24 protein-coding genes and 1 tRNA gene are annotated in these 21,987 nt (G+C 54.2%); 13 read left to right on the top strand and 12 right to left on the bottom strand.

Annotation, left to right across the window (positions count from 1 at the left end; all coding sequences use genetic code 11):
- Positions 1-132 precede the first annotated feature (132 nt).
- The 4 genes from rpsA to aroA form a co-directional block, all read right to left on the bottom strand.
- On the bottom strand, positions 133-1,839 hold the full coding sequence (gene rpsA / locus D7D48_RS08765; protein ID WP_125231052.1) for a 30S ribosomal protein S1: 1,707 nt from the start codon (positions 1,837-1,839) through the stop codon (positions 133-135).
- Between the two features lie 249 nt (positions 1,840-2,088).
- Positions 2,089-2,715, bottom strand: coding sequence for a (d)CMP kinase (locus tag D7D48_RS08760; RefSeq protein WP_125231051.1), 627 nt, complete (start codon positions 2,713-2,715; stop codon positions 2,089-2,091).
- Positions 2,712-2,990, bottom strand: a complete 279-nt coding sequence (locus D7D48_RS08755; protein WP_125231050.1) for a CBU_0592 family membrane protein — start codon at positions 2,988-2,990, stop codon at positions 2,712-2,714. The genes D7D48_RS08760 and D7D48_RS08755 overlap by 4 nt, the downstream gene beginning before the upstream one ends.
- Positions 2,987-4,321, bottom strand: a complete 1,335-nt coding sequence (gene aroA, locus D7D48_RS08750; protein ID WP_125231049.1) for a 3-phosphoshikimate 1-carboxyvinyltransferase — start codon at positions 4,319-4,321, stop codon at positions 2,987-2,989. Before aroA ends, D7D48_RS08755 begins: the two co-directional genes overlap by 4 nt.
- Before the next feature lie 155 nt (positions 4,322-4,476).
- Between aroA and D7D48_RS08745 the strand changes: the two genes are divergently transcribed.
- From D7D48_RS08745 to D7D48_RS08710, 8 genes are all read left to right on the top strand, one after another.
- The gene (locus D7D48_RS08745; protein WP_125231048.1) at positions 4,477-4,794 is read left to right on the top strand and encodes an FYDLN acid domain-containing protein; all 318 of its coding nucleotides are present in this window, start codon (positions 4,477-4,479) and stop codon (positions 4,792-4,794) included.
- Between the two features lie 73 nt (positions 4,795-4,867).
- Positions 4,868-4,943 (top strand) — tRNA-Ala (locus D7D48_RS08740).
- 166 nt (positions 4,944-5,109) lie between these two features.
- A complete protein-coding gene (obgE, locus tag D7D48_RS08735; protein ID WP_125231047.1) occupies positions 5,110-6,162 on the top strand; it encodes a GTPase ObgE in 1,053 nt (350 codons plus the stop codon).
- A complete protein-coding gene (gene proB / locus D7D48_RS08730; protein WP_125231046.1) occupies positions 6,147-7,277 on the top strand; it encodes a glutamate 5-kinase in 1,131 nt (376 codons plus the stop codon). The genes obgE and proB overlap by 16 nt, the downstream gene beginning before the upstream one ends.
- A complete protein-coding gene (locus tag D7D48_RS08725) occupies positions 7,274-8,182 on the top strand; it encodes an NAD-dependent epimerase/dehydratase family protein (protein WP_125231045.1) in 909 nt (302 codons plus the stop codon). The genes proB and D7D48_RS08725 overlap by 4 nt, the downstream gene beginning before the upstream one ends.
- Before the next feature lie 90 nt (positions 8,183-8,272).
- On the top strand, positions 8,273-8,518 hold the full coding sequence (locus D7D48_RS08720) for an acyl carrier protein (protein ID WP_125231044.1): 246 nt from the start codon (positions 8,273-8,275) through the stop codon (positions 8,516-8,518).
- A gap of 20 nt (positions 8,519-8,538) precedes the next feature.
- Positions 8,539-9,738, top strand: coding sequence for a serine palmitoyltransferase (spt, locus tag D7D48_RS08715; protein ID WP_125231043.1), 1,200 nt, complete (start codon positions 8,539-8,541; stop codon positions 9,736-9,738).
- A complete protein-coding gene (locus D7D48_RS08710) occupies positions 9,695-10,402 on the top strand; it encodes a YoaK family protein (protein ID WP_245964412.1) in 708 nt (235 codons plus the stop codon). The genes spt and D7D48_RS08710 overlap by 44 nt, the downstream gene beginning before the upstream one ends.
- Here the strand turns inward: D7D48_RS08710 and D7D48_RS08705 are convergent.
- The 3 genes from D7D48_RS08705 to D7D48_RS08695 are packed head-to-tail and all read right to left on the bottom strand — an operon-like array spanning position 10,399 to position 12,814.
- Positions 10,399-11,322, bottom strand: coding sequence for a hypothetical protein (locus D7D48_RS08705; protein WP_125231042.1), 924 nt, complete (start codon positions 11,320-11,322; stop codon positions 10,399-10,401). The genes D7D48_RS08710 and D7D48_RS08705 overlap by 4 nt on opposite strands.
- Positions 11,323-11,355: 33 nt before the next feature.
- A complete protein-coding gene (locus D7D48_RS08700) occupies positions 11,356-12,327 on the bottom strand; it encodes a diacylglycerol/lipid kinase family protein (RefSeq protein ID WP_125231041.1) in 972 nt (323 codons plus the stop codon).
- 10 nt (positions 12,328-12,337) lie between these two features.
- Positions 12,338-12,814 carry a DUF2141 domain-containing protein gene (locus D7D48_RS08695; protein WP_125231040.1) on the bottom strand — a complete coding sequence of 159 codons (477 nt, stop codon included), beginning with the start codon at positions 12,812-12,814 and terminating at the stop codon, positions 12,338-12,340.
- A gap of 128 nt (positions 12,815-12,942) precedes the next feature.
- Between D7D48_RS08695 and lptF the strand changes: the two genes are divergently transcribed.
- From lptF to D7D48_RS08680, 3 genes are read left to right on the top strand one after another with little or no spacing between them, the layout of a single operon-like run.
- Entirely contained in the window at positions 12,943-14,181 is a 1,239-nt protein-coding gene (gene lptF / locus D7D48_RS08690) for an LPS export ABC transporter permease LptF (protein ID WP_125231039.1), read from the top strand.
- 3 nt (positions 14,182-14,184) lie between these two features.
- A complete protein-coding gene (lptG, locus tag D7D48_RS08685) occupies positions 14,185-15,273 on the top strand; it encodes an LPS export ABC transporter permease LptG (protein ID WP_125231038.1) in 1,089 nt (362 codons plus the stop codon).
- A 35-nt stretch (positions 15,274-15,308) separates the two neighbouring features.
- On the top strand, positions 15,309-16,460 hold the full coding sequence (locus tag D7D48_RS08680; RefSeq protein WP_125231037.1) for an N-acetyltransferase: 1,152 nt from the start codon (positions 15,309-15,311) through the stop codon (positions 16,458-16,460).
- Positions 16,461-16,683: 223 nt separating this feature from the next.
- Here D7D48_RS08680 and D7D48_RS08675 read toward each other — a convergent pair whose 3' ends face one another.
- Positions 16,684-17,010 carry a DUF952 domain-containing protein gene (locus D7D48_RS08675; RefSeq protein WP_125231036.1) on the bottom strand — a complete coding sequence of 109 codons (327 nt, stop codon included), beginning with the start codon at positions 17,008-17,010 and terminating at the stop codon, positions 16,684-16,686.
- Between the two features lie 180 nt (positions 17,011-17,190).
- Here D7D48_RS08675 and D7D48_RS08670 point away from each other — a divergent pair, with 180 nt between their 5' ends.
- Together D7D48_RS08670 and D7D48_RS08665 are read left to right on the top strand one after the other, a co-directional pair.
- Entirely contained in the window at positions 17,191-17,802 is a 612-nt protein-coding gene (locus tag D7D48_RS08670) for an outer membrane protein (RefSeq protein ID WP_125231035.1), read from the top strand.
- Between the two features lie 204 nt (positions 17,803-18,006).
- On the top strand, positions 18,007-18,477 hold the full coding sequence (locus D7D48_RS08665; protein WP_125231034.1) for a thermonuclease family protein: 471 nt from the start codon (positions 18,007-18,009) through the stop codon (positions 18,475-18,477).
- 35 nt (positions 18,478-18,512) lie between these two features.
- Here the strand turns inward: D7D48_RS08665 and D7D48_RS08660 are convergent, their stop codons facing one another.
- The 4 genes from D7D48_RS08660 to D7D48_RS08650 form a co-directional block, all read right to left on the bottom strand.
- Entirely contained in the window at positions 18,513-18,794 is a 282-nt protein-coding gene (locus tag D7D48_RS08660) for a DUF1294 domain-containing protein (RefSeq protein ID WP_125231033.1), read from the bottom strand.
- Positions 18,795-18,892: 98 nt separating this feature from the next.
- Positions 18,893-19,057 (bottom strand): hypothetical protein, encoded by a 165-nt coding sequence (locus D7D48_RS10515; protein ID WP_185739829.1) that lies wholly within the window; start codon positions 19,055-19,057, stop codon positions 18,893-18,895.
- Positions 19,058-19,084: 27 nt separating this feature from the next.
- Positions 19,085-20,587 (bottom strand): anti-phage dCTP deaminase, encoded by a 1,503-nt coding sequence (locus D7D48_RS08655; RefSeq protein ID WP_125231032.1) that lies wholly within the window; start codon positions 20,585-20,587, stop codon positions 19,085-19,087.
- A gap of 333 nt (positions 20,588-20,920) precedes the next feature.
- On the bottom strand, positions 20,921-21,976 hold the full coding sequence (locus D7D48_RS08650; protein WP_125231031.1) for a ribonucleotide-diphosphate reductase subunit beta: 1,056 nt from the start codon (positions 21,974-21,976) through the stop codon (positions 20,921-20,923).
- Positions 21,977-21,987 lie beyond the last annotated feature (11 nt).

Raw genomic sequence — 21,987 nt, 5'->3', positions numbered from 1 at the left:
CACGCTGGCAGAAATTTTTCATTATTACAACGGTCTTCCGAAGGTTTCATGCCATAGACAGCAAAAAACCCGCTCCTCAAGCAAGGAGCGGGTTTCTATTCCGATATTTCGGATGGTAGTTTTAGCGGAAATTTATTTCTTCACGCCCTTGAGTGCCTCACCCAAGATATCGCCAAGCGATGCGCCGGAATCCGACGAACCATATTGCTCAACGGCTTGCTTTTCTTCAGCGAGCTGAAGCGCCTTGACCGAGAAGTTTGGCTTTTTCGAACGGTCGAAACCGGTGACCATAGCATCAAACTTTTGACCAACTTGGAAACGGTCCGGACGTTGCTCGTCACGGTCGCGGCCAAGGTCAGCACGTTTGATGAAGCCAGTTGCGCCATCTTCGCCCGCTTGCACTTCAAGTCCGCCATCGCGCACTTCAAGAACAGTAACGGTGGTGGTGCCACCCTTCTTCAGGCCGCTTGCCGAAGCAGCGCCGGCTGCCGATGGAGCACCCTTTTCCAACTGCTTGATGCCGAGCGAAATGCGCTCTTTCTCGGCGTCGATGTCGAGAACGATTGCCTTGACGGTTTCGCCCTTGCGGTGAAGGTGCAGGGCTTCTTCGCCCGTGATGCCCCATGCGATGTCGGACATGTGAACCATGCCGTCAACGTCGCCGTCGAGACCAATGAACAGGCCGAATTCGGTCGCATTCTTGACTTCGCCTTCAACGGTCGAACCAACGGGGAACTTGTCAGCGAACGACGCCCATGGATTGTCGTGCGCTTGCTTGAGGCCAAGCGAAATGCGACGCTTTTCCATGTCGATGTCGAGAACGACAACGTCGACTTCTTGGCTTGTCGAAACGATTTTGCCTGGGTGGACGTTTTTCTTTGTCCAGGACATTTCCGAAACGTGGACCAGACCTTCGATGCCAGCTTCGAGTTCGATGAATGCACCATATTCGGTGATGTTCGTGACCGCGCCCTTAAGCTTGGTGCCAACTGGATATTTGGCAACAGCTGCATCCCAAGGATCGCTTTCCAACTGCTTCATGCCAAGGCTGATGCGCTGTGTGTCCTTGTTGATACGAACGATCTGCACCTTAACCGTGTCACCAATGTTGATGACTTCGCTTGGGTGGTTGATACGCTTGTAGCTGATGTCGGTGACGTGCAGCAGGCCATCAATGCCGCCCAGATCGACGAACGCACCATAATCGGTGATGTTCTTGACGACGCCGTCGATGATCTGACCTTCGGCGAGGTTCTGGATAAGGCCCGTGCGCTGTTCTGCGCGTGTTTCTTCCAAAATGGCGCGACGCGATACAACGATGTTGCCACGCTTGCGGTCCATTTTCAGGATAACGAAGGGTTGAGCGATGTCCATCAATGGCGCAACGTCACGGACGGGACGAACGTCAACTTGGCTGCCGGGCAAGAATGCCACTGCGCCGCCCAGATCAACGGTGAAACCACCCTTTACGCGGCCGAAGATAACGCCATCAACACGGTTGCCTGCGTCAAATTCGCCTTCCAGCACATCCCAAGCGGCTTCGCGACGGGCGCGATCGCGGCTGAGCATGGCTTCGCCGTTCATATTTTCTACGCGGTCTACGAAGACTTCGACTTCGTCGCCAACCTTCAGGTCGGCTTTCTGGCCGGGCATAGCGAATTCACGCAGCGCCACACGGCCTTCGGATTTGAGACCCACATCGATGACAGCATGGTCATTGTCGATTGCGGTTATGGTGCCTTTTACGACGCGGCCTTCAAAGCCACCGTCTGCGCCACCAAGTGATTCGTCGAGAAGTGCCGCGAAATCGTCGCGGGTCGGGTTTGGCGAAGTTGCCATAGGTTAGAGTGTCCTTACGTACATTTTGTCCGGCCAGTCGGTTGGTTCCGACGGTCTTTGACCAGAGTTGCCCTGATGCCCGAATAGCAGCAAAGCGTCCAAATACGGCGCATAACGAAGCAAAAAACCACGTCATGCTGAATTTGTTTCAGCATCCATCCATCAACTTAGACCAAAGGTCAGCGAGGCGAAATGGACCCTGAAACAGGTTCAGGGTGACGGTGTGTTCTATCGAGACACTCCGGCTGCTCAGCTCTTGCGAAGTCGAGACTCCACTAAAGCTATCGCGGCTTGAACGGCGTCGCCTATAGTCAAATCGCCGGTATCAAGCAATAGCGCGTCTTCCGCGGGTTTTAACGGCGCGTCGGCTCGGCCGGTGTCGCGTTCGTCGCGGGCGCGAATATCGGCAAGAATATTAGCAAATTCGGTCGAGATGCCCTGCCGCGTCATCTCCGTATGCCGCCGCCGTGCGCGAACCTCTGCCGGCGCGGTGATGAACAATTTTACATCCGCATGCGGTGCGATAACGGTCCCAATGTCGCGCCCGTCGAGCAATGCACCGCCGGGCTGATTGGCAAAATCGACTTGCCGCTTGTTTAGCGCCGCGCGCACCATGGGGTGGATCGAAACTCGGCTGGCTATCCCACCAACTTCTTCGCTTCGCAACATCGGGTCATCCAGCAAGCTATCAGGGAACGCGCATCCCGCCAAAGCGTCCGCCGCATTGTCGGGGTTTCCTTGGTGCAATTGCACTTGCCGTCCCACCGCACGGTAGAGCAAGCCCGTATCCAGAAACGGCAACCCAAAATGCGCGGCCAATGCCTTTGCCAATGTGCCCTTGCCCGAGGCAGTTGGCCCATCAACGGCGAGGATCATTCGACTGTGTCCCGCTCAGTGCGCCGTGCCATCAGCGCTTTGGTGATGCCAAATAGCGCAATCGCCATCCAGACAATTTCCAGCACCATCGTTGGTAGGTTGAAATTCACCGTCAACGAAATGGTCAGCAACGCTGCACCAAGGAAGTTTGCGACGTTGAACCACAAAGCATTCATCTTTGCCGTGAGGTTGCTGTACGCGAACGCCGCCACGATGAAGAAGCTACCCGCAAACCCAATCAGGTCCGCGGCGAAAGGCGATACATATTCGGTCAATGCTGCACCTGCAGAATATGTAAGATAGATTCAAATGTCGGAAAGCTGGTCGCGATGGGCGACACATCATCTACCGTTACTGGGTGATAAGTGTGCTGGCCTGCCACTGCAAAGCTCATGGCGATGCGGTGGTCAAGCGCACTGGTGACTGTTGCGCCGCCCTCCAGCGGCTCCCCGCCAGTGCCGTCGATGACGAGGCCGTCCTCGCGTTCCTCAACCCGCGCGCCAATGGCTTTCAAGCCAGTCGCCATAAGCGCAAGTCGGTCGGATTCCTTCACGCGCAGTTCGTCGAGGCCGCTGGTCGTTGTCCGGCCTTGGGCCATGCTAGCCGCGACGAAGAATACTGGAAATTCGTCGATCATACTTGGCGCCACATCCGCTGGGACGTCGATACCGCGCAGGACAGAGTGCCGCGCGGTGATGTCCGCCACGGGCTCGCCGCCGACTTCGCGCGCGTTAGAATAAGTGAGGTCCGCGCCCATCGCTTCCAGCATCTTGTAAATGCCCGTACGCGTCGGGTTCATGCCGACATGGGTGACAGTGACTTCGCTCCCCGGCGTAATCAATGCCGCGACAATGAAGAAGGCTGCCGAAGAGGGATCTCCGGGAACGTCAATTTGCTGTGGCTGTAATTCGGCTTCGCCCATCAATCGGATATGGCGAACGCCATCAGCGTCGACATCAACTGTCAAATCCGCACCAAATCCACGCAGCATCCGTTCGCTATGGTCGCGGGTAGGCACAGGCTCTATCACTTCGGTGATGCCAGCAATGTTTAACCCCGCTAGCAAGACAGCGCTTTTCACTTGTGCGGAGGCCACCGGCAGACGGTAGCAGATAGGCACGGCAGGTACCAATCCGCGCACCATCAATGGCAGCATGCCGCCGGGGCTTGCCGTAAACTCGGCGCCCATTTGGCTCAGCGGATCAATTACGCGGCCCATTGGGCGTTTGGACAGGCTGGCATCGCCAATGAAGGTCGCGGTTAGTCGGTGGCTGGCGACCAACCCCATCAATAGCCGTGTTGAAGTTCCGCTATTGCCCATGTCGAGTGCGCCAGCGGGCTGCAACAGGCCGCCCACGCCCACGCCGTTAACGGTCCAATGGCCTTCGCCAGTGCGTTCAATATGCGCACCCATGGCCCGCATGGCGGCAGCGGTGGCGAGCACATCTTCGCCTTCTAGCAAGCCAGTAATTTTGCTCTCACCCACGGCGAGTGCGCTCAACATAAGTGAACGATGCGAAATGGATTTATCGCCTGGAACCTTTAGCGTGCCGCGTAACGGGCCGCTTGGTTGAAAACTACCGGGTCGGGATGGGGCGCTGTGCATGATGTTTTGCGCTTTGCGGATGATGCGCGTTCAAGTCAACGACCACAGTAATTTTTGACAGCGGCGCGTCGCTGTGGCAAAGGCCGCGCCAATTGACGGTGATTCACAGATGTGCATTGCCTTTCCAAGCCAGTTTAAAAGGATTTAAGCCCGCCATGATCAAGGCTGAATGGGGAACCAAGCGCACTTGCCCGAAATGTGGCGTTCGTTTTTATGACCTGACGAAGGACGAACCGGTTGAATGCATCGAATGCGGCAATCAGTGGACGCCAGAGCCAGTTTTGAAATCGAAGCAGCCATTGCCGTTCGAAGAAGCTGAAAAGAAGAAAGACGATTCGGATCTGGCGGATGACGATCTCGACATTGACGTCGATGCCGTTGATGGCGACGTTTCGCCTGACAATGATGTCGACTTGGGCGGTGACGAAGATCTTGGCGTCGCTGGCACAGAAGATGAGCCCGACGACATCTAATCTTCGGACTTGATATATACAGGAGCGCCCGCTAGTGGCGCTCCTCACCAAGGCTGCCAACAGGCAGCCAGATGGGGCCTTAGCTCAGCTGGTAGAGCGCTACACTGGCAGTGTAGAGGTCAGGGGTTCGACTCCCCTAGGCTCCACCAACCTTCGCTAAAGCTACGGCTGGCAGGCCGCACTGCCCTGGCGGCGATTTCTCGCACCCTTGGTTTCGTCGTGCTGAACTCGTTTCAGCATAACAGGCGACGTTAGCATGTTGTCCCGAAACGAGTTCGGGATGACGAAATCGATTTGATAGTCTAAGGCCGCCATATGCATTTTCTTGACCAAGCAAAAATATTTGTCCGTTCCGGCGCAGGTGGCCCGGGTGCGGTCAGCTTTCGGCGGGAAAAATATGTCCAATATGGCGGGCCCGACGGCGGCAATGGCGGCAAGGGTGGCGATGTCATTTTTGAAGCTGTGGCTGGACTGAACACGCTTATCGATTTTCGTTATGCGCAGCATTTCAAGGCGATGCGCGGTATCCAAGGCATGGGCCGTGACCGCCATGGCGCTTATGGTGATGATCTTGTCATTCAGGTGCCTGTGGGAACGCAGGTTCTGGCCGACGATGAAGAGCGTACCTTGCTGCTCGACCTGACCGAAGTCGGGCAAAGTGTTGTGTTCTTGCGCGGTGGCGATGGCGGCCGCGGCAACGCATCGTATAAAAGCTCAACCAACCGCGCCCCGCGCCAACATGGCCCCGGCTGGCCGGGCGAAGAAATGTATGTCTGGCTGCGTTTGAAACTGCTGGCCGATGCGGGCCTAGTCGGCATGCCAAATGCAGGTAAATCGACCTTCATCAACCAAGTGTCCAACACCAAGGCGAAGGTTGGCGATTATCCGTTCACTACGACGCGTCCGCAATTGGGTGTTGTGGACCATAAATCGCGTGAGTTCGTGTTGGCTGATATTCCGGGGCTTATTGCCGGTGCAGCGGAAGGCGTTGGCATTGGCGACCGTTTCTTGGGCCATATTGAACGCTGCCGCATACTCATCCATTTGATCGATGCGACGCAAGATGACCCGATTGCCGCATGGCATATCGTCTGCGACGAATTGAGCGAATATGGCGCGGCCTTGGATGAAAAGCCCCAGATTGTCGCACTCAACAAGGGCGACTTACTTGACCCTGAATTGATGGCCGACATTGCCGAGCAGCTTCATGCGGCGGGCGCGCAGGATGTTATCGCGATTTCCGGTGCGACGGGCCAAGGCGTCGACTTGGTCCTTGATCGGATATTGGAGGCGCTGCCTGCCAAAAGCGGGATTGAAGGCGCAAAGGCCGATGGTATCACCGAGGACGGGACATGGTCGCCGATCTGAGCGCTGCATTCCTGCCGGCATCCTGCCCCTTATTGGTGGTGAAGGTCGGCTCCTCGTTGCTGGTGCAGCCAGACGGGACTGTGCGGCGGGAATGGCTTCAGACACTCGTTGCGGACATCAGTGCGCGGCATAAGGCGGGGCAGAGGTGCATCATTGTCACCTCAGGGGCGATTGCGCTGGGCGCCCGCCGTTTGGGCTTTGACAAGGGTGGCCGCGCAAGCCTTGCCGATGCGCAAGCCGCCGCTTCGGTCGGGCAGATTGTGTTATCGGGCATTTGGGCGGACCTTTTGGAAGGTCAGTCCTTAGCCGCAGCGCAGATGCTGGTGACACTCGATGATCTTGAGGACCGCCGCCGTTATTTGAACATCGCAGCCACGCTTGATCGCCTCTTGGGGGCTGGCGCCGTACCGGTTATCAACGAAAATGATAGCGTCGCCACGGAGGAAATCCGCTTTGGCGACAATGACCGTTTGGCCGCGCGTGTTGCGCAAGCTGCGGGCGCAACGGGCGTGATATTGCTGTCCGATGTTGACGGTCTTTTTGACCGTGCGCCGCATTTGCCGGGTGCAACGTTGCTGCCGACAATAGACAAGATTGATGGCCGCGTGCGGGTGATGGTGGCTGAGGGCTCCTCGTCGGGCATGGGTTCCGGCGGTATGGCGTCCAAATTGGACGCCGCTGATATTGCAACGCGGGCAGGGATTGGTCTGGTGATCGCATCGGGCTTGCGCGACCATCCTTTATTGGCGTTGGAACAAGGGGGGGCTTCGACCTTCTTCGCGCCGCGAGAGGGTGGCTCAGCACGCAAAAGCTGGCTTGGCGGACGGCTGACAGTCAAGGGGCGAATCCGCATTGATGATGGCGCGGTGCAAGCGCTCAAGAACGGAAGCAGCCTGTTGCCCGCTGGTGCATTGTCGGTTGAGGGCGAATTTAAACGCGGCGATGTCATCGACATCAGCGCGGATGATGACATTGCGATTGCGCGCGGGCTTTCCGAATATGACGCGGTCGATGCGGCGCGGATTTGCGGGCATCGGTCCAGCGAGTTGGCCGCCATATTGGGCACTGTGCCGCGCTCTGTGCTGGTCCATCGCGATCAATTGGTACTTTTGTGAAAACGGTCGCATTGACAGGCGCGACGGGGTTCGTCGGGCGGATTACGCTGGGCCGATTGGTCGCGGCTGGTTGGCACGTGCGGGCATTGACACGGCGCGACCAGCCCAAGACAGCAGGCGTGACATGGGTGCATGGCCGCTTGGATGATACAGCCAGCCTTATCGAATTGTGCGACGGGGCCGACGCGGTGTTGCATGTTGCTGGCGTCGTAAACGCGCCCGATGCCGCTGGTTTCGAAAGCGGTAATGTGGCGGGCACGGCGAACATGATCGCCGCTGCGCAATTGGCGGGTATCGATCGCTTCGTCGCGGTCTCGTCACTTGCCGCGCGAGAACCGGCGCTGTCCATCTATGGCGCGAGCAAGGCGAAGGCGGAAAATCTTGTAAAGACGTCAACGCTCGACTGGACCGTCGTCCGTCCACCCGGTGTCTATGGCCCTGGCGATACCGAAATGTTTGATATGTTCCGTATTGCGGCCAAAGGCTGGGCTTTGTTGCCGCCACGCGGGCGCGTGTCGGTCATCCATGTCGATGATCTGGCGCGCTTGCTCGTAACCTTGTTGTCAGCCGACAATGTGTCGAAGCGCCTGTTTGAAGCAGATGATGGGACGGCGGACGGGTGGAGCCATGAAGCCTTTGCCAAAGCCATTGGCGCAGCGGTTGGCCGTAACATCACGGCCGTACATGCACCGAGCTTTCTTTTGAAATTTGCAGGCTGGGCGGACCGCGCGGTCCGCGGGCCAAAGGCGAAGCTGACGCCGGATCGCGCGAATTACCTTGCGCATCCCGACTGGACCATTGATCGCGGCGCGGCCCCTGCACCCTCGCTTTGGGTGCCGGAAATTGCAACGCCTGCGGGCCTGAAAGACACGGTAAGCTGGTATCGCAAGCATGGGTGGATGTAGCGCCTTAGCCTTGCCCTTTTGCCGCCTTATTCGCTTGCCATAGCGCGGATATATGGGGCATTGGCCGCCAATCATATCGAGGATGTAAGAATGACTGACCGAAGCGAAATGTTTGATCGCCTCAAGGGCTTGATTGAACCATTTAACAAAAAAGGCGTCGAAGTTGGTGAAGCAACGACCTTTGCTGGCGATCTTGAATGGGACAGCCTGACCGTTATGGATTTTGTGGCTGAAGTCGAAGACAGCTTCGACATCATCATCAGCATGAATTTGCAGGCGGAGATTGAGAATGTCGGCCAGTTGGTCGATGCCGTGACCAAGCTAACCACTGCTTAAAATTTGCACGAGAGACGGTAATGACTGACCTATTTTCAAAATTTGACGCCTTAATCGCCCAGCGCGAAGGTCTGCTTGCCACGGGTGTAAAAGACCCGTTCAGCCTGGTGATGGAAGAAGTGAAATCGCCCACCGTCGCTGTTGTGAATGGTAAGGAAACGATCTTGCTCGGCACCTATAATTATATGGGTATGACCTTTGACGAAGATGTCATTGCCGCAGGTAAAAAGGCGTTGGACGAATTTGGCGCGGGCACGACCGGCAGCCGCGTTCTGAACGGCACATTTCAGGGCCATAAGGAATGCGAAGACGCGTTGAAGGAATTTTACGGGATGGACCACGCCATGGTCTTTTCCACGGGCTATCAAGCGAATTTGGGCATTATCAGCACAATTGCGGGCAAGGGCGATTATATCATCCTCGATATCGACAGCCATGCGTCGATTTATGATGGCTGCAAAATGGGCGATGCCGAAATCGTCGCATTCCGCCACAATGACGCTGAGGCTCTTGAAAAGCGCCTTAAGCGGCTTCCGGCGGACGCAGGCAAGCTTGTGGTGCTGGAAGGCGTTTATTCCATGCTGGGCGACGTTGCGCCATTGAAGGAAATGATCCGCGTCTCGAAAGAGGCTGGCGCAATGATCTTGGTCGACGAAGCGCACTCAATGGGCTTTATTGGCGAAAATGGACGCGGCGTGGCGGAAGAGCAGGGCGTGCTCGATGATGTCGATTTCGTCATTGGCACCTTCTCCAAATCGGTTGGTACCGTGGGCGGCTTCTGCGTGTCGAACCACCCCAAGTTTGAAATCATGCGGTTGGTGTGCCGTCCTTATGTCTTCACCGCCTCGCTACCGCCATCGGTCGTTGCTTGTTCAGCGGCCAGCATCCGCAAATTGATGCACAATAAAGACAAACGTGCGCATTTGTGGGAAAATTCAAAGAATTTGCATCAGGGGTTGCGCGATCTTGGCTTTCAATTGGGCACGCCCAATGCACAAAGCGCCATCATCGCGGTCGTCATGCCTGATCTGGAAAAAGGCGCGGCGATGTGGGCCGCATTGCTTGAAAACGGGCTCTATGTGAACTTGGCACGTCCGCCCGCGACGCCAGCGGGTATGACCTTGCTGCGTTGCTCATTATGCGCAGAACATAGCAGCGATCAGGTCGCTGACATTCTTGACCGTTTCGAACGCGCGGGCAAAGCCGTCGGGATCATCTGACGGGGCGTCCGTGAACAGGCTGGACCGTAACGCCCGCCTTTTGGCCGTTAGTTTCGCGGCCATGGCGGGGATGGTCGATGCTATTGGCTTCCTCGCCAGCGGCGGGTTTTTCCTGTCCTTTATGAGCGGAAATTCCACGCGGCTCAGCGTGGGTATGGTGGACACCGCGCCTTATCTCGGCATGGTCGCTTCATTGTTGGCAAGCTTTGTGGTGGGCGTCGTCGTCGGCTCGCTTATTGGCCGCAAAAACACGCTATCGCCCACAAAGCGGCAGGCGATTATCCTCATGATCATATCGGCATTATTGTGCGCCGCGCCGCTGATTGCTGGCTTCGGATTTCTACTGACCGGCCTGTGCTTGGCTGCATTTTGCATGGGGCTGGAAAACACGCTTTTTGAACGCGAAGGGTCGGTGTCGTTTGGGCTCACCTACATGACCGGCGCGCTCGTTAAGATCGGGCAAGGGTTTGCGACATTTATCAGCGGCGGACCGCGTTTGGACTGGGTACCCTATCTGTTATTATGGTTAGGTCTCTTCAGCGGCGCTGCGGTTGGTGCGTTGATGTTTGGCATCTTCGGGCTCAACAGCCTGTGGTTGCCTGCAGGTTATGCCGGGGTTTTCGCGCTTGTTCTGCTCGCGCCGCGCAACCACTTTGACGGTTAACGCACCGCGCCCTTCGCCAGCAACTTCGGCACGAGAAATAACGCCGCGACTAAGGGCCATTTGCGTTGCCATGGCCGGATGACGATGTGCGTTCCGGCGTGTCGGTTGATCTTCCATGCCAGATAATCAATTCCGCCCGCATAAGTAAACGCGGCTTTAGCAAGCCGAGCAATAGTCAGTAATTTGCCGCGTCGCCGCAAGCCCGGCCAACGATTTTTCTCTTGCGCAATTCTGCCATCCACATCGGGCAATAGCAGGATTTTCCCACCGCGCAGTTCGTTTGCTATGCTGGTGTGAAACAGCGCAGCGATGCCAAAACTTCTATAGCGTTCGGGGTCGAATGCGATGACGGACGACGGCCGGTCTTTGCGTTCGGCCCGCAGTTCGGCGCTATAGGTCATTTGAAAACCCGACTGCCATAAATCGAGGACGTCCACGTCCCGTTCGACAAATGCCAATGCCGCATTGAGTAAGGTTGGTGCTGCGCCGGAAATCGCTATTACGGCCGTATGTTTTGCAGTTTCGTCCGCGCACCATGCAAAGCGCGACGGCTGCGCAAATCTAGCCCACACCGATACGGCGGAGGCGGCTGGCCGGTTAAGGTCATGAAAGTCTTTTTCGCTTAACACCGCGACTTTCGCGATGAGGCCATTATGTTGAAACGGAAAGACGTTGGGCGGCAAAAGCCGGTTCCATTTCGCCAGCCAGCCTTTGCCATAAGCCGTTTCATAGTCCGAAACGATCAGGTAAAAATCAAGCATCTCGCCCTGCAGTTGTTCGGACCGTAAACATGAACCGTAAAACAACACGGCGCGTGCAGCGCCATTAAACTGCGCCGCGATATGCGCTGCAAATTCACCGACCCCCGTTTGTACCGGGACAGCCAATTCTTCAGCGACAAGTTGCGTAAGCGAAAGCATATCTAAGGCCTTAGCCGCCTTTGTGGGCGCTTGTTAAGCGGCCAATTTCAAGAACGGAACCGGCGGTGTGGAGCGCAGCACGATGGGGCTGCCACGATAGGCTTCAAACACTTCACCATCCAGAACTACGCTGCTCTGTTCGCTATCGATACGAATGACGTCACCCTGCTCAAAATGGACGCCAGTCATTGGGGTTTGGCCCAATTTCCCACGCAAGGACGCTGCGATCATTTTGAACATTGCCAATGGTTTTTGGTCCACGGCCAGAAATTTCATCAGCCCGCGTTGTTTAATGCTGCCCGCCTGCCCGCCTAACAACAGCTTTTCCAAGGTTGTCACAATTAAGACGGAGAAAGTGCCGTGCAATTCACCGCTCCGAATGAACGAAATACTGACTGGCTTGGATCGTTTAGGAAGAAAACTGGCTTTTACACTCACCATTGCTGACAAAATGACCGCAAGTACTGTCAAAAAATGGCTCAGCCCATTGGGTAAACCCAATGGATAAATCTTGTGCCGACAATATAAAATTGTTTCGGCAAGCCCCGCGCCGCCTAAGAACATGCCAAGCACCGGGCGCGCACCTTCGCTGCCATCGCTCAGGGCAATGAGTTCTCGCACCACGATATGTTTTGACAGGTCGCCTTTTGCGACCTCAATGATTCGCGAAAGCGCTTCCAGCGGGTCGCCTTCTGCGCCCAAGTCCAAGGCGATGAGGTTCGTCTTGCCATTCGGTAATACTGCTACTGGCGGCGGAGTGCCTTCAAAATGACCGCCATGATACAACTCGGTCAGGGCGGATTGAACCGTGCCATCGCCACCGTTGATAACCAAAACCTTGGGCTTGACGCGGGCAATCATCTCCAGTGCCTTAGCAATCTGGCCGATCTCCTCGACCTCATAATGGAATATATCCGGGTTTTTGGCGCAATAGGTGCGAACTGCCGGCAATATAGAACGGTTACCAGTTGAATTCGGGTTCGAAAGGAGCGCTACTAAAGCCAAATCAGTACCCTCACATATATTTCAAATTGACGGTAATGCGCGTAACGCCCGGCCCAGCTTGAAAAGCAACCTTGTGAACCGATGGTCTGCCCAAATTCAGTATGCTGATGCTTGGGTTGTTGGAAAAGCCGCCGCCGTCTTGGCTGATATCGGTCTTGCCATTGCCATTGCGGTCATGCCGGACAGCGATGCCATATTTGCCCTCGGAGGGAATAGGGATACAAATATTCATGCTGCCTTCATTGGCGGGGCTTTCGACCCGATGAAGCCAGCGGCCCTTTGCCAGCCACGCGCTGGGGATTGCGGGATAGGATTGGACGCGGATTTTTCCCTTTGATTCTTTTACGCCGCGTATCTGTACGAGCACAGCCGGTCCATTGCCCGACGTGCATCGCGACATATCATTATTGAGCTCTTGATTGGCTGCAGCTGCGCCAGAAACCAGCACCAGACCCACCATAACCACAAGAGCGACACATTTCTTCATTGCAATACTCCTGGAACTTTATGTCCGTTATCCGCACGTTTTTCGGATAGCATCGATATTGCCCCTGAACCTGTAAGCGTCTATCGGGTGAGTTTGCGGCCAAATTAGGGTGACAGGGCGACCATAAGTTGAAATTTCTAACTGCCACTGACCGCTATATCTTCCGGCTGGTAATGCTGCCGCTGCTTGCGACGCTCGCAATTGCCGCATCATTATTGCTGCTGGAAAAGATGCTGAACCTGTTTGACTTCGTTGCCGCAGAAGGTGGGCCCGTCAGCGTGGTGTGGCGCATGCTCGCCAACCTTATGCCCGAATATCTTTCCTTGGGTATCCCCATTGGCCTGCTGCTTGGCATCTTGCTGGCGTTCCGCCGATTGGCAACGTCTTCAGAGCTCGATATTTTTCGTGCAGTGGGCATGAGCTATTTCCGCTTGCTGCGCGTTCCGTTCATGCTCGCAATCGGCCTTGCAGTCGTTAATTTCGCCATCGTTGGCTTTATTCAACCAAGTTCGCGCTATTTGTATGAAGAACTGCGCTTTGAACTGCGTTCAGGTGCCTTTGGCGCGAAAGTACGGGTGGGGGAGTTTAACAATGTCGGCAAAAACCTGACCGTCCGTATCGATGAGAGCCGCAATAACGGCAATGCGCTGTCGGGCTTATTTGTTTTCGCGCAAAGCAACAGCGGGCAGACCATTGCCGTGACGGCGGAACAAGGCCAGTTTTTGCGGACCGATGATCCTGATACGATCTTGCTGCGGCTCGAAAAAGGAACGCTCGTACATGATGCGCCCAATTATGAATCGCCACGGGTGTTAAGCTTTACCAGTCACGACATCCCTATTCCGTTGCCAAAGATCGAAAATTTCCGAACGCGCGGTGGCAAGGATCGCGAATATCTGATCACTGAGCTGATCCAAATTGGTTTGGATGCCCAAAAACCGGAGCTTGATCGCAACAGGGCTTGGGCCAATTTTCACTTCCGCTTAGTAGAAGTCGCTATGATGCTCTTGCTACCGTTGCTGGCACTGGCATTGGCAATTCCGCCAAAGCGGTCAACCTCGGCGCTTGGGGTGTTCTTATCGATTGTGATGGTGGTGACCTATCACAAAATCAACGAATATGCCGAAGGCGTCGGCGGCATGGGAATCGTTGATCCCTTCATTGCTTTGTGGCTGCCATTTTTGCTGTTTGCAGGGCTGATCCTTTGGATGTACCATATCATCGCGCATGTGCCAGGTGGACAGCCAATTGGCGCGTTGGAGGTTTTTGCCACAAAAAGTGGTAAATGGGTCAAGCGTATGTTTCGGTTCGGTCGAAAATCGCGGTTGGCGACCATTGGTATGCCCGCACCATCGGCGGAGGCATAGACCATGCATTTCTTCCCGTCGCGCAACATCACAATCTATATGGCAAAGCTGTTCATCATTCGCAGCTTCGCCGTGCTGATGATGCTGGTTTTGATATTGATGACGCTAGATTTGCTGGGTGAAAGTGGCAAAATTCTGTCAGTTCCCGGAAATGACCAAGGCGATGTGCTGCATTATGTTTCGATGCGTGCGCCGCAGATTATTGCAAGATTTCTGCCTTTTTCCGTTTTGCTGGGTACCCTCATCACTTTTGCGGGTTTAAGCCAGAACAGCGAAGTCGTGGCGATGAAGGCGGCCGGATTATCTGCGCATCAGATTTTGGCACCGATGTTCGTCGCCAGCCTTGGCGTTGCGGTGATATCCTTTACCTTTAACGATACCGTTGTTGCGCCCAATACGGCGCGATTGAAGGCATGGCAGGCGGCGGAATATGGCGCCGTGGCACCTGATGGCAACGCCAGCAATAATATATGGGTGCGTGAGGGCGATGACCTTATCAAAGCGGGCAATGTCCTTGGCTCCGGCGATGACACCGTGCTGGAGGATGTCCGCATATATCTGCGTGCCAATGGCGGATTGCGACAAGTCATCACTGCCAGCCGGGCGCGTTACACCGGCGATGCTTGGCAGCTTGAGGACACAAAATCGTTCAATGTGGCGACAACAACCGGGACGACGGCAGATCGTCTTGTCATTGGTAAAGGTATAACGCCCGACCGGTTCAATGTGGTGAAGGTCGACGGTGACAGCCTTGCTTTCCTGCCGCTTATGCGCGCGATTGACGATCTCAAAGCAGCTGGACGCCGTACGGATAATCTGGAGGGCATATTATGGCACAAGCTATCTGGGCCCCTGTCCACATTGTTGATGCCGTTGCTGGGCGCAGTGGCGGCCTTTGGCCTTGCCCGATCTGGCGCGCTCTTTTTGCGGGCGGTTATCGGGATGGCTTTGGGCTTCACCTATTTTGTCGCTGACAATTTCGCTTTGGCGATGGGTAATCTCGGCGCCTATCCACCATGGATTGCGGCATGGGGGCCGTTTTTGTTGTTCTTCTTGATCGGCGAGACAGTTTTGGTCCGCACTGAAGAATGAGGGTCGCAGGTCGCGCAAGGTTTCAGGGATAGTATATGACAGATATCAACATTCGTCCGGTTTCGACAAAGGCCGACAAGCGCGCTTTTGTCGATTTGCCTTTTCGTTTATATGCGAACGACCCGAACTGGGTGCCGCCCTTGAAAAGCGACGTCATGGCGACGATTACGCCGGGCAAAAACCCGTGGTTCGAACATGGCGAAGCGCAGTTGTTTCTGGCCGAGCGGAATGGACAGATTGTCGGTCGGATTTCGGCGCATTTGGATTTTCTGGCTTTGGCCCAGCCTCCGGAACAGGGCATGGGCCCCGGTGTAGGCAATTGGGGATTTTTTGAAGCCGAAGACGCCGAAGTGGCAAAAATCCTCATCAAAACCGCAGAAGCCTGGCTGCGTGACAAAAAAATGGTCCGTGCGCTGGGGCCATTGAGCCTTTCGATCTGGGAAGAGCCAGGATTGTTGGTGCAGGGTCATGATCACCCGCCGACGGTACTGATGGGGCATCACACCCCTGCATATGGCGCGTGGATAGAGGCGGCGGGCTATGCGGGTGTTAAAGACCTTTATACCTATCACATACCGATTGACGTGCCCTTGCCGCCTCTGGTGCAACGCATTGTCGCATCGGGTGAACGCAATGAACGGATTGTCATTCGGAAGGTCAATAAGGCCAATTTTGATGCTGAAGCGGCTATCATATTGTCGATACTGAACGATGCATGGAGTGGGAATTGGGGCTTTGTGCCCATCACGGATGCAGAAGTCGCGCATACCGGCAAGCAGCTTAAACCCATTGTGTTTAACGATCTGATCCGCATTGCAGAGGTTGATGGAGAGCCTGTGGCTTTCATGATGACATGGCCTGACATCAATGAGAAAATCGGCACTTTCGGTGGATCATTATTCCCGTTCAACTGGGCAAAATTGCTGTGGTGGCTTCGCGCCCCTAAGGTCCGCAGCATGCGCGTGCCGTTGATGGGCGTGGTCAAAAAATTGCAGGCGACACGATTGGCCAGCCAATTGGCGTTCATGATGGTCGCCTATATTCGCGATGCGTCGACGCGCATATTTGGTGCCTCGCGCGGGGAATTTGGCTGGGTATTGGACGATAACGGCCCGATGCAGTCCGTGGGCGCGGCGATGAATGGTGAGGTCAACAAAGTTTATCGTATTTACGAAAAGCCATTGTGATCGGGCGGAGAATGGCCTTGGAGAAAGCGTTTAAGCTAAGCGACCCACGTCTGCATCTGTGAAGCTATTGTTTAACGTCTGATGGCATCGCCCAAGGTGACAGCCAGCATGACAATCGCAAAAGATGTCAGCATAGTCATGAAAATGGCGACGGCGGGAATTTGAATGACGTCCATGTCGGTTTCCTTCAGTTGAGAAGGCCCTTATGGCGCCGGAAATGCCGTCATGCTTTGATCTGAGTCAAATATCCAACAATCGCGTGCATCGGCAAATCCCCATAAATATGCGGGAAAAGTGCGCCGCCGCGCGATGGCTCCCATTTGATTGCATCTTTCAGCGTGGTTAAATCCACCTCGGCAATTACAAGACCCTCTTGTCCGGCAAAATGCTTGTCCAACGTGCCCTGAACCTGATCTTGCGTCGACAAATGGATATACCCGTCTGCCAGATCAACAGGGGCGCCGTGAAAGACGCCGTCCGCTTCAAATTGCGCCCATTGCGCTGCGGTCAGGATCTTGAAGGCGGTGGCGGGTTGCGGCGTCTGTTCCATGCGGCATCCATGTCCAAATCGGAAGGGGAGGGCAAGCGGGTTTAGCGCCAGCCCAAAGCGTGCCTATAATGTCACAGCATTTTTGTTGTTTTATATTCATGAAACTATCCGTGCCGCTGCGGCATTTGGTCAACGATGCCGCAAGAATGGCGTCAGTTTGACTGAAAATGGATAATCAAAATGCGTAAACTTTTAATTGGTGCAGCCCTCCTCTCCACTGCACTTGCAACCCCTGCCTTTGCGCAGGAAGACGCGCCGTTCACGGGGCCGCATGTCGAAGCGCTCGTCGGCTATGACGATGTGGCCGATGGTGACGGTGATCTCATGTATGGCGTGGCCGCAGGTTACGACTTTCAAATGGGCGGCGTGATTGCCGGTATCGAAGGCGAATTTGCCGATTCCGACGTTAACGGTGCGGCTAATGACCTGTTCTCCACCGGCGATTCGTTCCGGTTGAACACCGACCGTGACCTGTATGTTGGCGCGCGTCTTGGCTTTGCCGTTTCGCCTTCAACGATGATTTATGTCAAAGGTGGTTACACCAATGCGAAGTTCGAAGGCCGTTTTGACAATGGCGCAGGTACGATCTTCAACAATGGTGTGACAGCCGATGGCTATCGCGTTGGCGCCGGAATGGAGCAAAAATTCAACCTGCTTGGGCCAAGCGGCTTCATCAAGGCGGAATATCGGTATTCTAACTACAAGAATCTCGACATCGGCGAAAATGATTATGATCGGCAGATCAACGTTGACCGTCATCAGGCGGTTATTGGTCTAGGCGTTCGTTTCTAATCCGCCATCAGACTCAAGCCACATACGAAGCCGCCGGGCGCAACCCCGGCGGCTTTTTTCATGTGCGCTGCCGATTTCAACTGCTCCAAATCCGACCTAATGGGCCGTGACCTTAACCAATCATTGAGCCTAACATGTAAAATATGGTATTATGAAGCGGCAGTGCTCGTGCGCTGCTGACATGCGCAAAGGTCCAGTGCACATATGACTCGCTTTCTCTCGCTTCGACTGATGCTGCCTGCTGCCATTTTGTGCGGCGCTTGGACAGCCATGCCCGGCGGCGTTGCGGCCCTTGCCGCCACCGCCACCGCCAGCGTCGCCGATACCGAAACCGCCGCCTTCAGCATTTGCAAAAGCGGCGCGGGTACGAACTGCGTCGTGGATGGGGATACGATATGGTATCGCGGTAGCAAGATCCGCATCGCCGATATCGACACCCCCGAAACACATCAACCGCAATGCGCGGCGGAGGCGGCGCGCGGTGCCGCGGCCACGCGGCGGCTACACCAACTCGTCAATGCCGGTCCCTTCACTTTGCAAAGCATAAACCGCGACGAAGATCGCTATGGCCGCAAATTGCGCATATTGACGCGCGGCGGCCAAAGCCTGGGCGAACTATTGGTCGAAGAAGGCCTTGCGCGTTATTATGCAGGCGGCCGACGCAGCTGGTGCTGACCAGCCCTATCGCCGCCCCAGACGCGCGCGGTTCGTCATAAACAGCCCGCCGCCAGCACAGCGGCACAGACCTGCAATATCGCAATCTGGTGGAGGTGGCTGGAAAAAGGCTGCTTTCGCGTCTTGTGCCGGAACAGCGCGCGGCCAGCATACGCGCCGATGGTGCCGCCGAATAATGCCCAAGCCAGCAACGCCCCTTCGGACACGCGACCTGCCCCCGCCCCAGCGCGCATCTTATCGACGCCGAACAGTAGGAATGTCCAGAGGTTTACCAGCGCAAACAGGCCAAGCGCATTGGGGAGGGTGTAGCTAGCCATGCAAGTAGCATGGCATCGAAGTGGTTAAGGGCGGGGTGAAAATCTGACTAAGGTTTTTTTATAGTAGTAGCGTGGGCTTCAACTCCAATGCCGCAACATCATGCTTTCTTAGGAATGCTTTGCTTCGAACCAAAGCTGTAAAATGCACCCTGATTAAGGGTGCTCCGCAATTCCATCTGATACGCATTTTGAGATTTCTGACTAATTCCATCAACAATTTGTCGATCACGAATAATTTGCTGCTTTAATGTCGAATCTGACATAATATCCCACCTTCCCCACCGACATAATTATTCATTATGCACAGCATGAATCATTTCTAATATCGGTTCAAGCTGAATTGCAATCATCGCTTCAAATTCCGGTCGAGCGGCATTTGCGACGGAACCTACAGGCATTGCACTAAGTGGTTGCCACTGTGCGACAGCGCCATAACCATCTTTACGTTTACGATAAGAAAAAACGCGCTGATATAAGGTGGGTGAAATACCTCTGAACGAACGAAATTCAACTGGCTCACGATTATTGTCGCAATCAGTTTCTCGAGGCTCTGATTCTATTTCTCTATGATATAATTCAGCTGTTAGGCTTTTAGGATAAGGCTCAATATAAATAACAGATGATATTCCGGCGGAAATGATATGACGGGCACACAAATGGCATGGGTATGTAGTGCAATACAAAGAAGCACCTTGAACCGCACGACCATTTGCAGCTGCTTCAGTTATGGCGTGCATTTCTGCATGTACAACTCGACTAAACTCTATCAAATTCCGTAATCGTGAGTCATCTGTCAATTTTTTATTCTTTCCATGCAAAAGATCATCTGCAATATTATCCTTGTTTGTATCTTTTGAAATATATTCTGATTCTTGTAGTATCTCTATAAATTTTGTTATAGATTTTTTTACTTCGTTAAAATTTGGATCGTGTTGTTCCACCTTATCGCGATTGTCATCAATGCACCCTTCTCTTCCTTCGTAGTAAAAGCCGCCGCCAGGGTATGGCACTTCATTGCATCCACTTGAAATAATTGTGCCATTTCGACTGCAGATCACGGCGCCTACTTGGCGCGAAAGGTCACATGAACGTAAAGCTGTGGCCTTCGCTACAAACATCATGTATTCGTCAAGTGTCGGAGTTATAAATGGATCTTGAAATATAAGACGAATAAATCGACGAATTTCTTCACTTCCATTTTTATAATCGACAAAGAAATCTGACTTTGGGAACGTATCTCTTACGCTCTGACCCGTGTCATCCTGACCCTTTTCATCAAGTTCGATTAGTTCTCTAGCTTTATCAACGTATATACCCGAAACAGGCTTCGTTTCAGATCTTGCTAATTTATTAGCGAGAAAAGTTATTCTATCATCCTTTGATGAAGAAACAGAAATTGAATAAAAATTTCGACCATATATTTTATCAAGTATCTCTAGCTCTTTAGGATTTTTCAAAGAGTCGATAATAAAAGCAGTTGATTTATCCTGATCTTTTTCATCACCGCGACTTGCGCGAATGGCTGTTACCATTAAGGATGCTACTCCAGACCCATCTTGTGATTTTTCACGAATTTGATCGCCTGCTGACATTAAACTTTTGATGCGAAAAAACTCATTTTCACTTTCCGGTACATGGAGTGCTTCTTTGATTGCATTACTTACTTTAATTTCTTCATATTTATATCCTACCACTACCAACTGAGCTTTCAGTTGTTGTTTTACATCGGTCAGGTCGGTTCCGGCCGGACATACTAATCCGATGTATAGGTTAGGTCGTGGCGTATCACTCACACCGCTGCAACCCGAGCATGTTCGAGCATATCTATGCCGTAAATTTTGGCGTCTATGACCTCGATCATGCCTCTCTTATTTTGTGATAGTCGAAGCTGTTCCATATTTAGCCCCCAATGGCTGCGCACGCTTGTTACACTTTCAACATATTGTCAAAAAATGTGAAGTCAAATCCGATTTGGCAGTTGTCCACAACGTGTCGCTAGTATGACCGCAACACGCTCCCCCCACATCCGCACAGAATGCGCACAAAAAACTGCCGCGCCTCTTTGCAGAAGCGCGGCAGCGGGAATGTCTAACGCGATGGCGTATAAATCAGATCATGGAGAATGCTTACTCCGCGGCAACCCCTGCCGCTTCAAACATGTCCATGCCGTCATTTTCGGCGGCTGGCTCGATGCCGATGATGCTTTTCTTCTTACGGTTGTCGAAGCTGTTCCATACCTGGCCCCAATCGCCGCGTGTCGACGCCTTGCTGTACTCGGTCGCGCGGGTTTCGAAGAAGTTGGCGTGCTCGACGCCGTTCAACAATGGCGCGAGCCATGGCAGCGGGTGGTCTTCGACCATGTAAATGGGCTGGAAACCAAGCTGACCCAAGCGCCAATCGGCGATGTAGCGGATGTAGCGCTTGATTTCCTTGGCGGTCATACCGGGGACGGGGCCCATTTCGAACGCGAGGTCGATGAACGCGTCTTCCAGACGGACGACCTTCTGGCAGCAATCGATAATGTCTTCCTTCACCGACTTGGTGAGGCAGCCACGTTCGGCGCAGAATGCGTGGAACAGTTTGGTGATGCCTTCGCAATGTAAGGATTCGTCGCGGACGGACCACGAAACAATCTGCCCCATGCCCTTCATCTTGTTGAAGCGCGGGAAGTTCATCAGCATCGCGAAAGATGCGAACAATTGCAGCCCTTCGGTAAAGCCGCCGAACATCGCGAGTGTGCGGGCAATGTCTTCGTCGCTGTCGACGCCGAATTGGTGGATATAATCGACCTTGGCCGCCATTTCTTCATATTCAAGGAAGGCCGAATATTCGCTCTCGGGCATGCCGATGGTGTCGAGCAAATGGCTGTACGCCGCAACATGGACGGTTTCCATGTTGGAAAAGGCGGTGAGCATCATCTTGACTTCGGTCGGCTTGAACACGCGGCCATAATGTTCGTGGTAGCAATTCTGCACCTCGATATCGGCTTGCGTGAAGAAACGGAAAATCTGCGTCAGCAAATTGCGTTCATGGTCCGAAAGCTTCTGCGCCCAATCGCGGCAATCCTCGCCCAAGGGCACTTCTTCGGGCAACCAATGGATCTGCTGCTGGCGTTTCCAGAAGTCATAGGCCCAAGGATATTCAAAGGGCTTGTAGCTGTTGCGCGCTTCTAACAATGACATCGTTTTTTCCT

The sequence above is a fragment of the Sphingorhabdus wooponensis genome (assembly GCF_003933235.1).
Classification (GTDB): domain Bacteria; phylum Pseudomonadota; class Alphaproteobacteria; order Sphingomonadales; family Sphingomonadaceae; genus Sphingorhabdus_B; species Sphingorhabdus_B wooponensis.
The sequence above is the reverse complement of the archived record's forward strand: the minus strand, read 5'-3'. Positions and strand labels throughout refer to the sequence as shown.

Coding starts and splice junctions, on each gene's coding strand:
- D7D48_RS08660 (WP_125231033.1), bottom strand. CDS start 18,794: ATGGCTAGCTACACCCTCCCCAATGCGCTTGGCCTGTTTGCGCTGGTA.
- rpsA (WP_125231052.1), bottom strand. CDS start 1,839: ATGGCAACTTCGCCAAACCCGACCCGCGACGATTTCGCGGCACTTCTC.
- D7D48_RS08650 (WP_125231031.1), bottom strand. CDS start 21,976: ATGTCATTGTTAGAAGCGCGCAACAGCTACAAGCCCTTTGAATATCCT.
- proB (WP_125231046.1), top strand. CDS start 6,147: ATGGTCGCCGATCTGAGCGCTGCATTCCTGCCGGCATCCTGCCCCTTA.
- lptG (WP_125231038.1), top strand. CDS start 14,185: ATGCATTTCTTCCCGTCGCGCAACATCACAATCTATATGGCAAAGCTG.
- spt (WP_125231043.1), top strand. CDS start 8,539: ATGACTGACCTATTTTCAAAATTTGACGCCTTAATCGCCCAGCGCGAA.
- D7D48_RS08705 (WP_125231042.1), bottom strand. CDS start 11,322: ATGCTTTCGCTTACGCAACTTGTCGCTGAAGAATTGGCTGTCCCGGTA.
- D7D48_RS08695 (WP_125231040.1), bottom strand. CDS start 12,814: ATGAAGAAATGTGTCGCTCTTGTGGTTATGGTGGGTCTGGTGCTGGTT.
- D7D48_RS10515 (WP_185739829.1), bottom strand. CDS start 19,057: ATGTCAGATTCGACATTAAAGCAGCAAATTATTCGTGATCGACAAATT.
- D7D48_RS08665 (WP_125231034.1), top strand. CDS start 18,007: ATGACTCGCTTTCTCTCGCTTCGACTGATGCTGCCTGCTGCCATTTTG.
- D7D48_RS08720 (WP_125231044.1), top strand. CDS start 8,273: ATGACTGACCGAAGCGAAATGTTTGATCGCCTCAAGGGCTTGATTGAA.
- D7D48_RS08675 (WP_125231036.1), bottom strand. CDS start 17,010: ATGGAACAGACGCCGCAACCCGCCACCGCCTTCAAGATCCTGACCGCA.
- D7D48_RS08745 (WP_125231048.1), top strand. CDS start 4,477: ATGATCAAGGCTGAATGGGGAACCAAGCGCACTTGCCCGAAATGTGGC.
- D7D48_RS08680 (WP_125231037.1), top strand. CDS start 15,309: ATGACAGATATCAACATTCGTCCGGTTTCGACAAAGGCCGACAAGCGC.
- D7D48_RS08670 (WP_125231035.1), top strand. CDS start 17,191: ATGCGTAAACTTTTAATTGGTGCAGCCCTCCTCTCCACTGCACTTGCA.
- aroA (WP_125231049.1), bottom strand. CDS start 4,321: ATGCACAGCGCCCCATCCCGACCCGGTAGTTTTCAACCAAGCGGCCCG.
- D7D48_RS08760 (WP_125231051.1), bottom strand. CDS start 2,715: ATGATCCTCGCCGTTGATGGGCCAACTGCCTCGGGCAAGGGCACATTG.
- obgE (WP_125231047.1), top strand. CDS start 5,110: ATGCATTTTCTTGACCAAGCAAAAATATTTGTCCGTTCCGGCGCAGGT.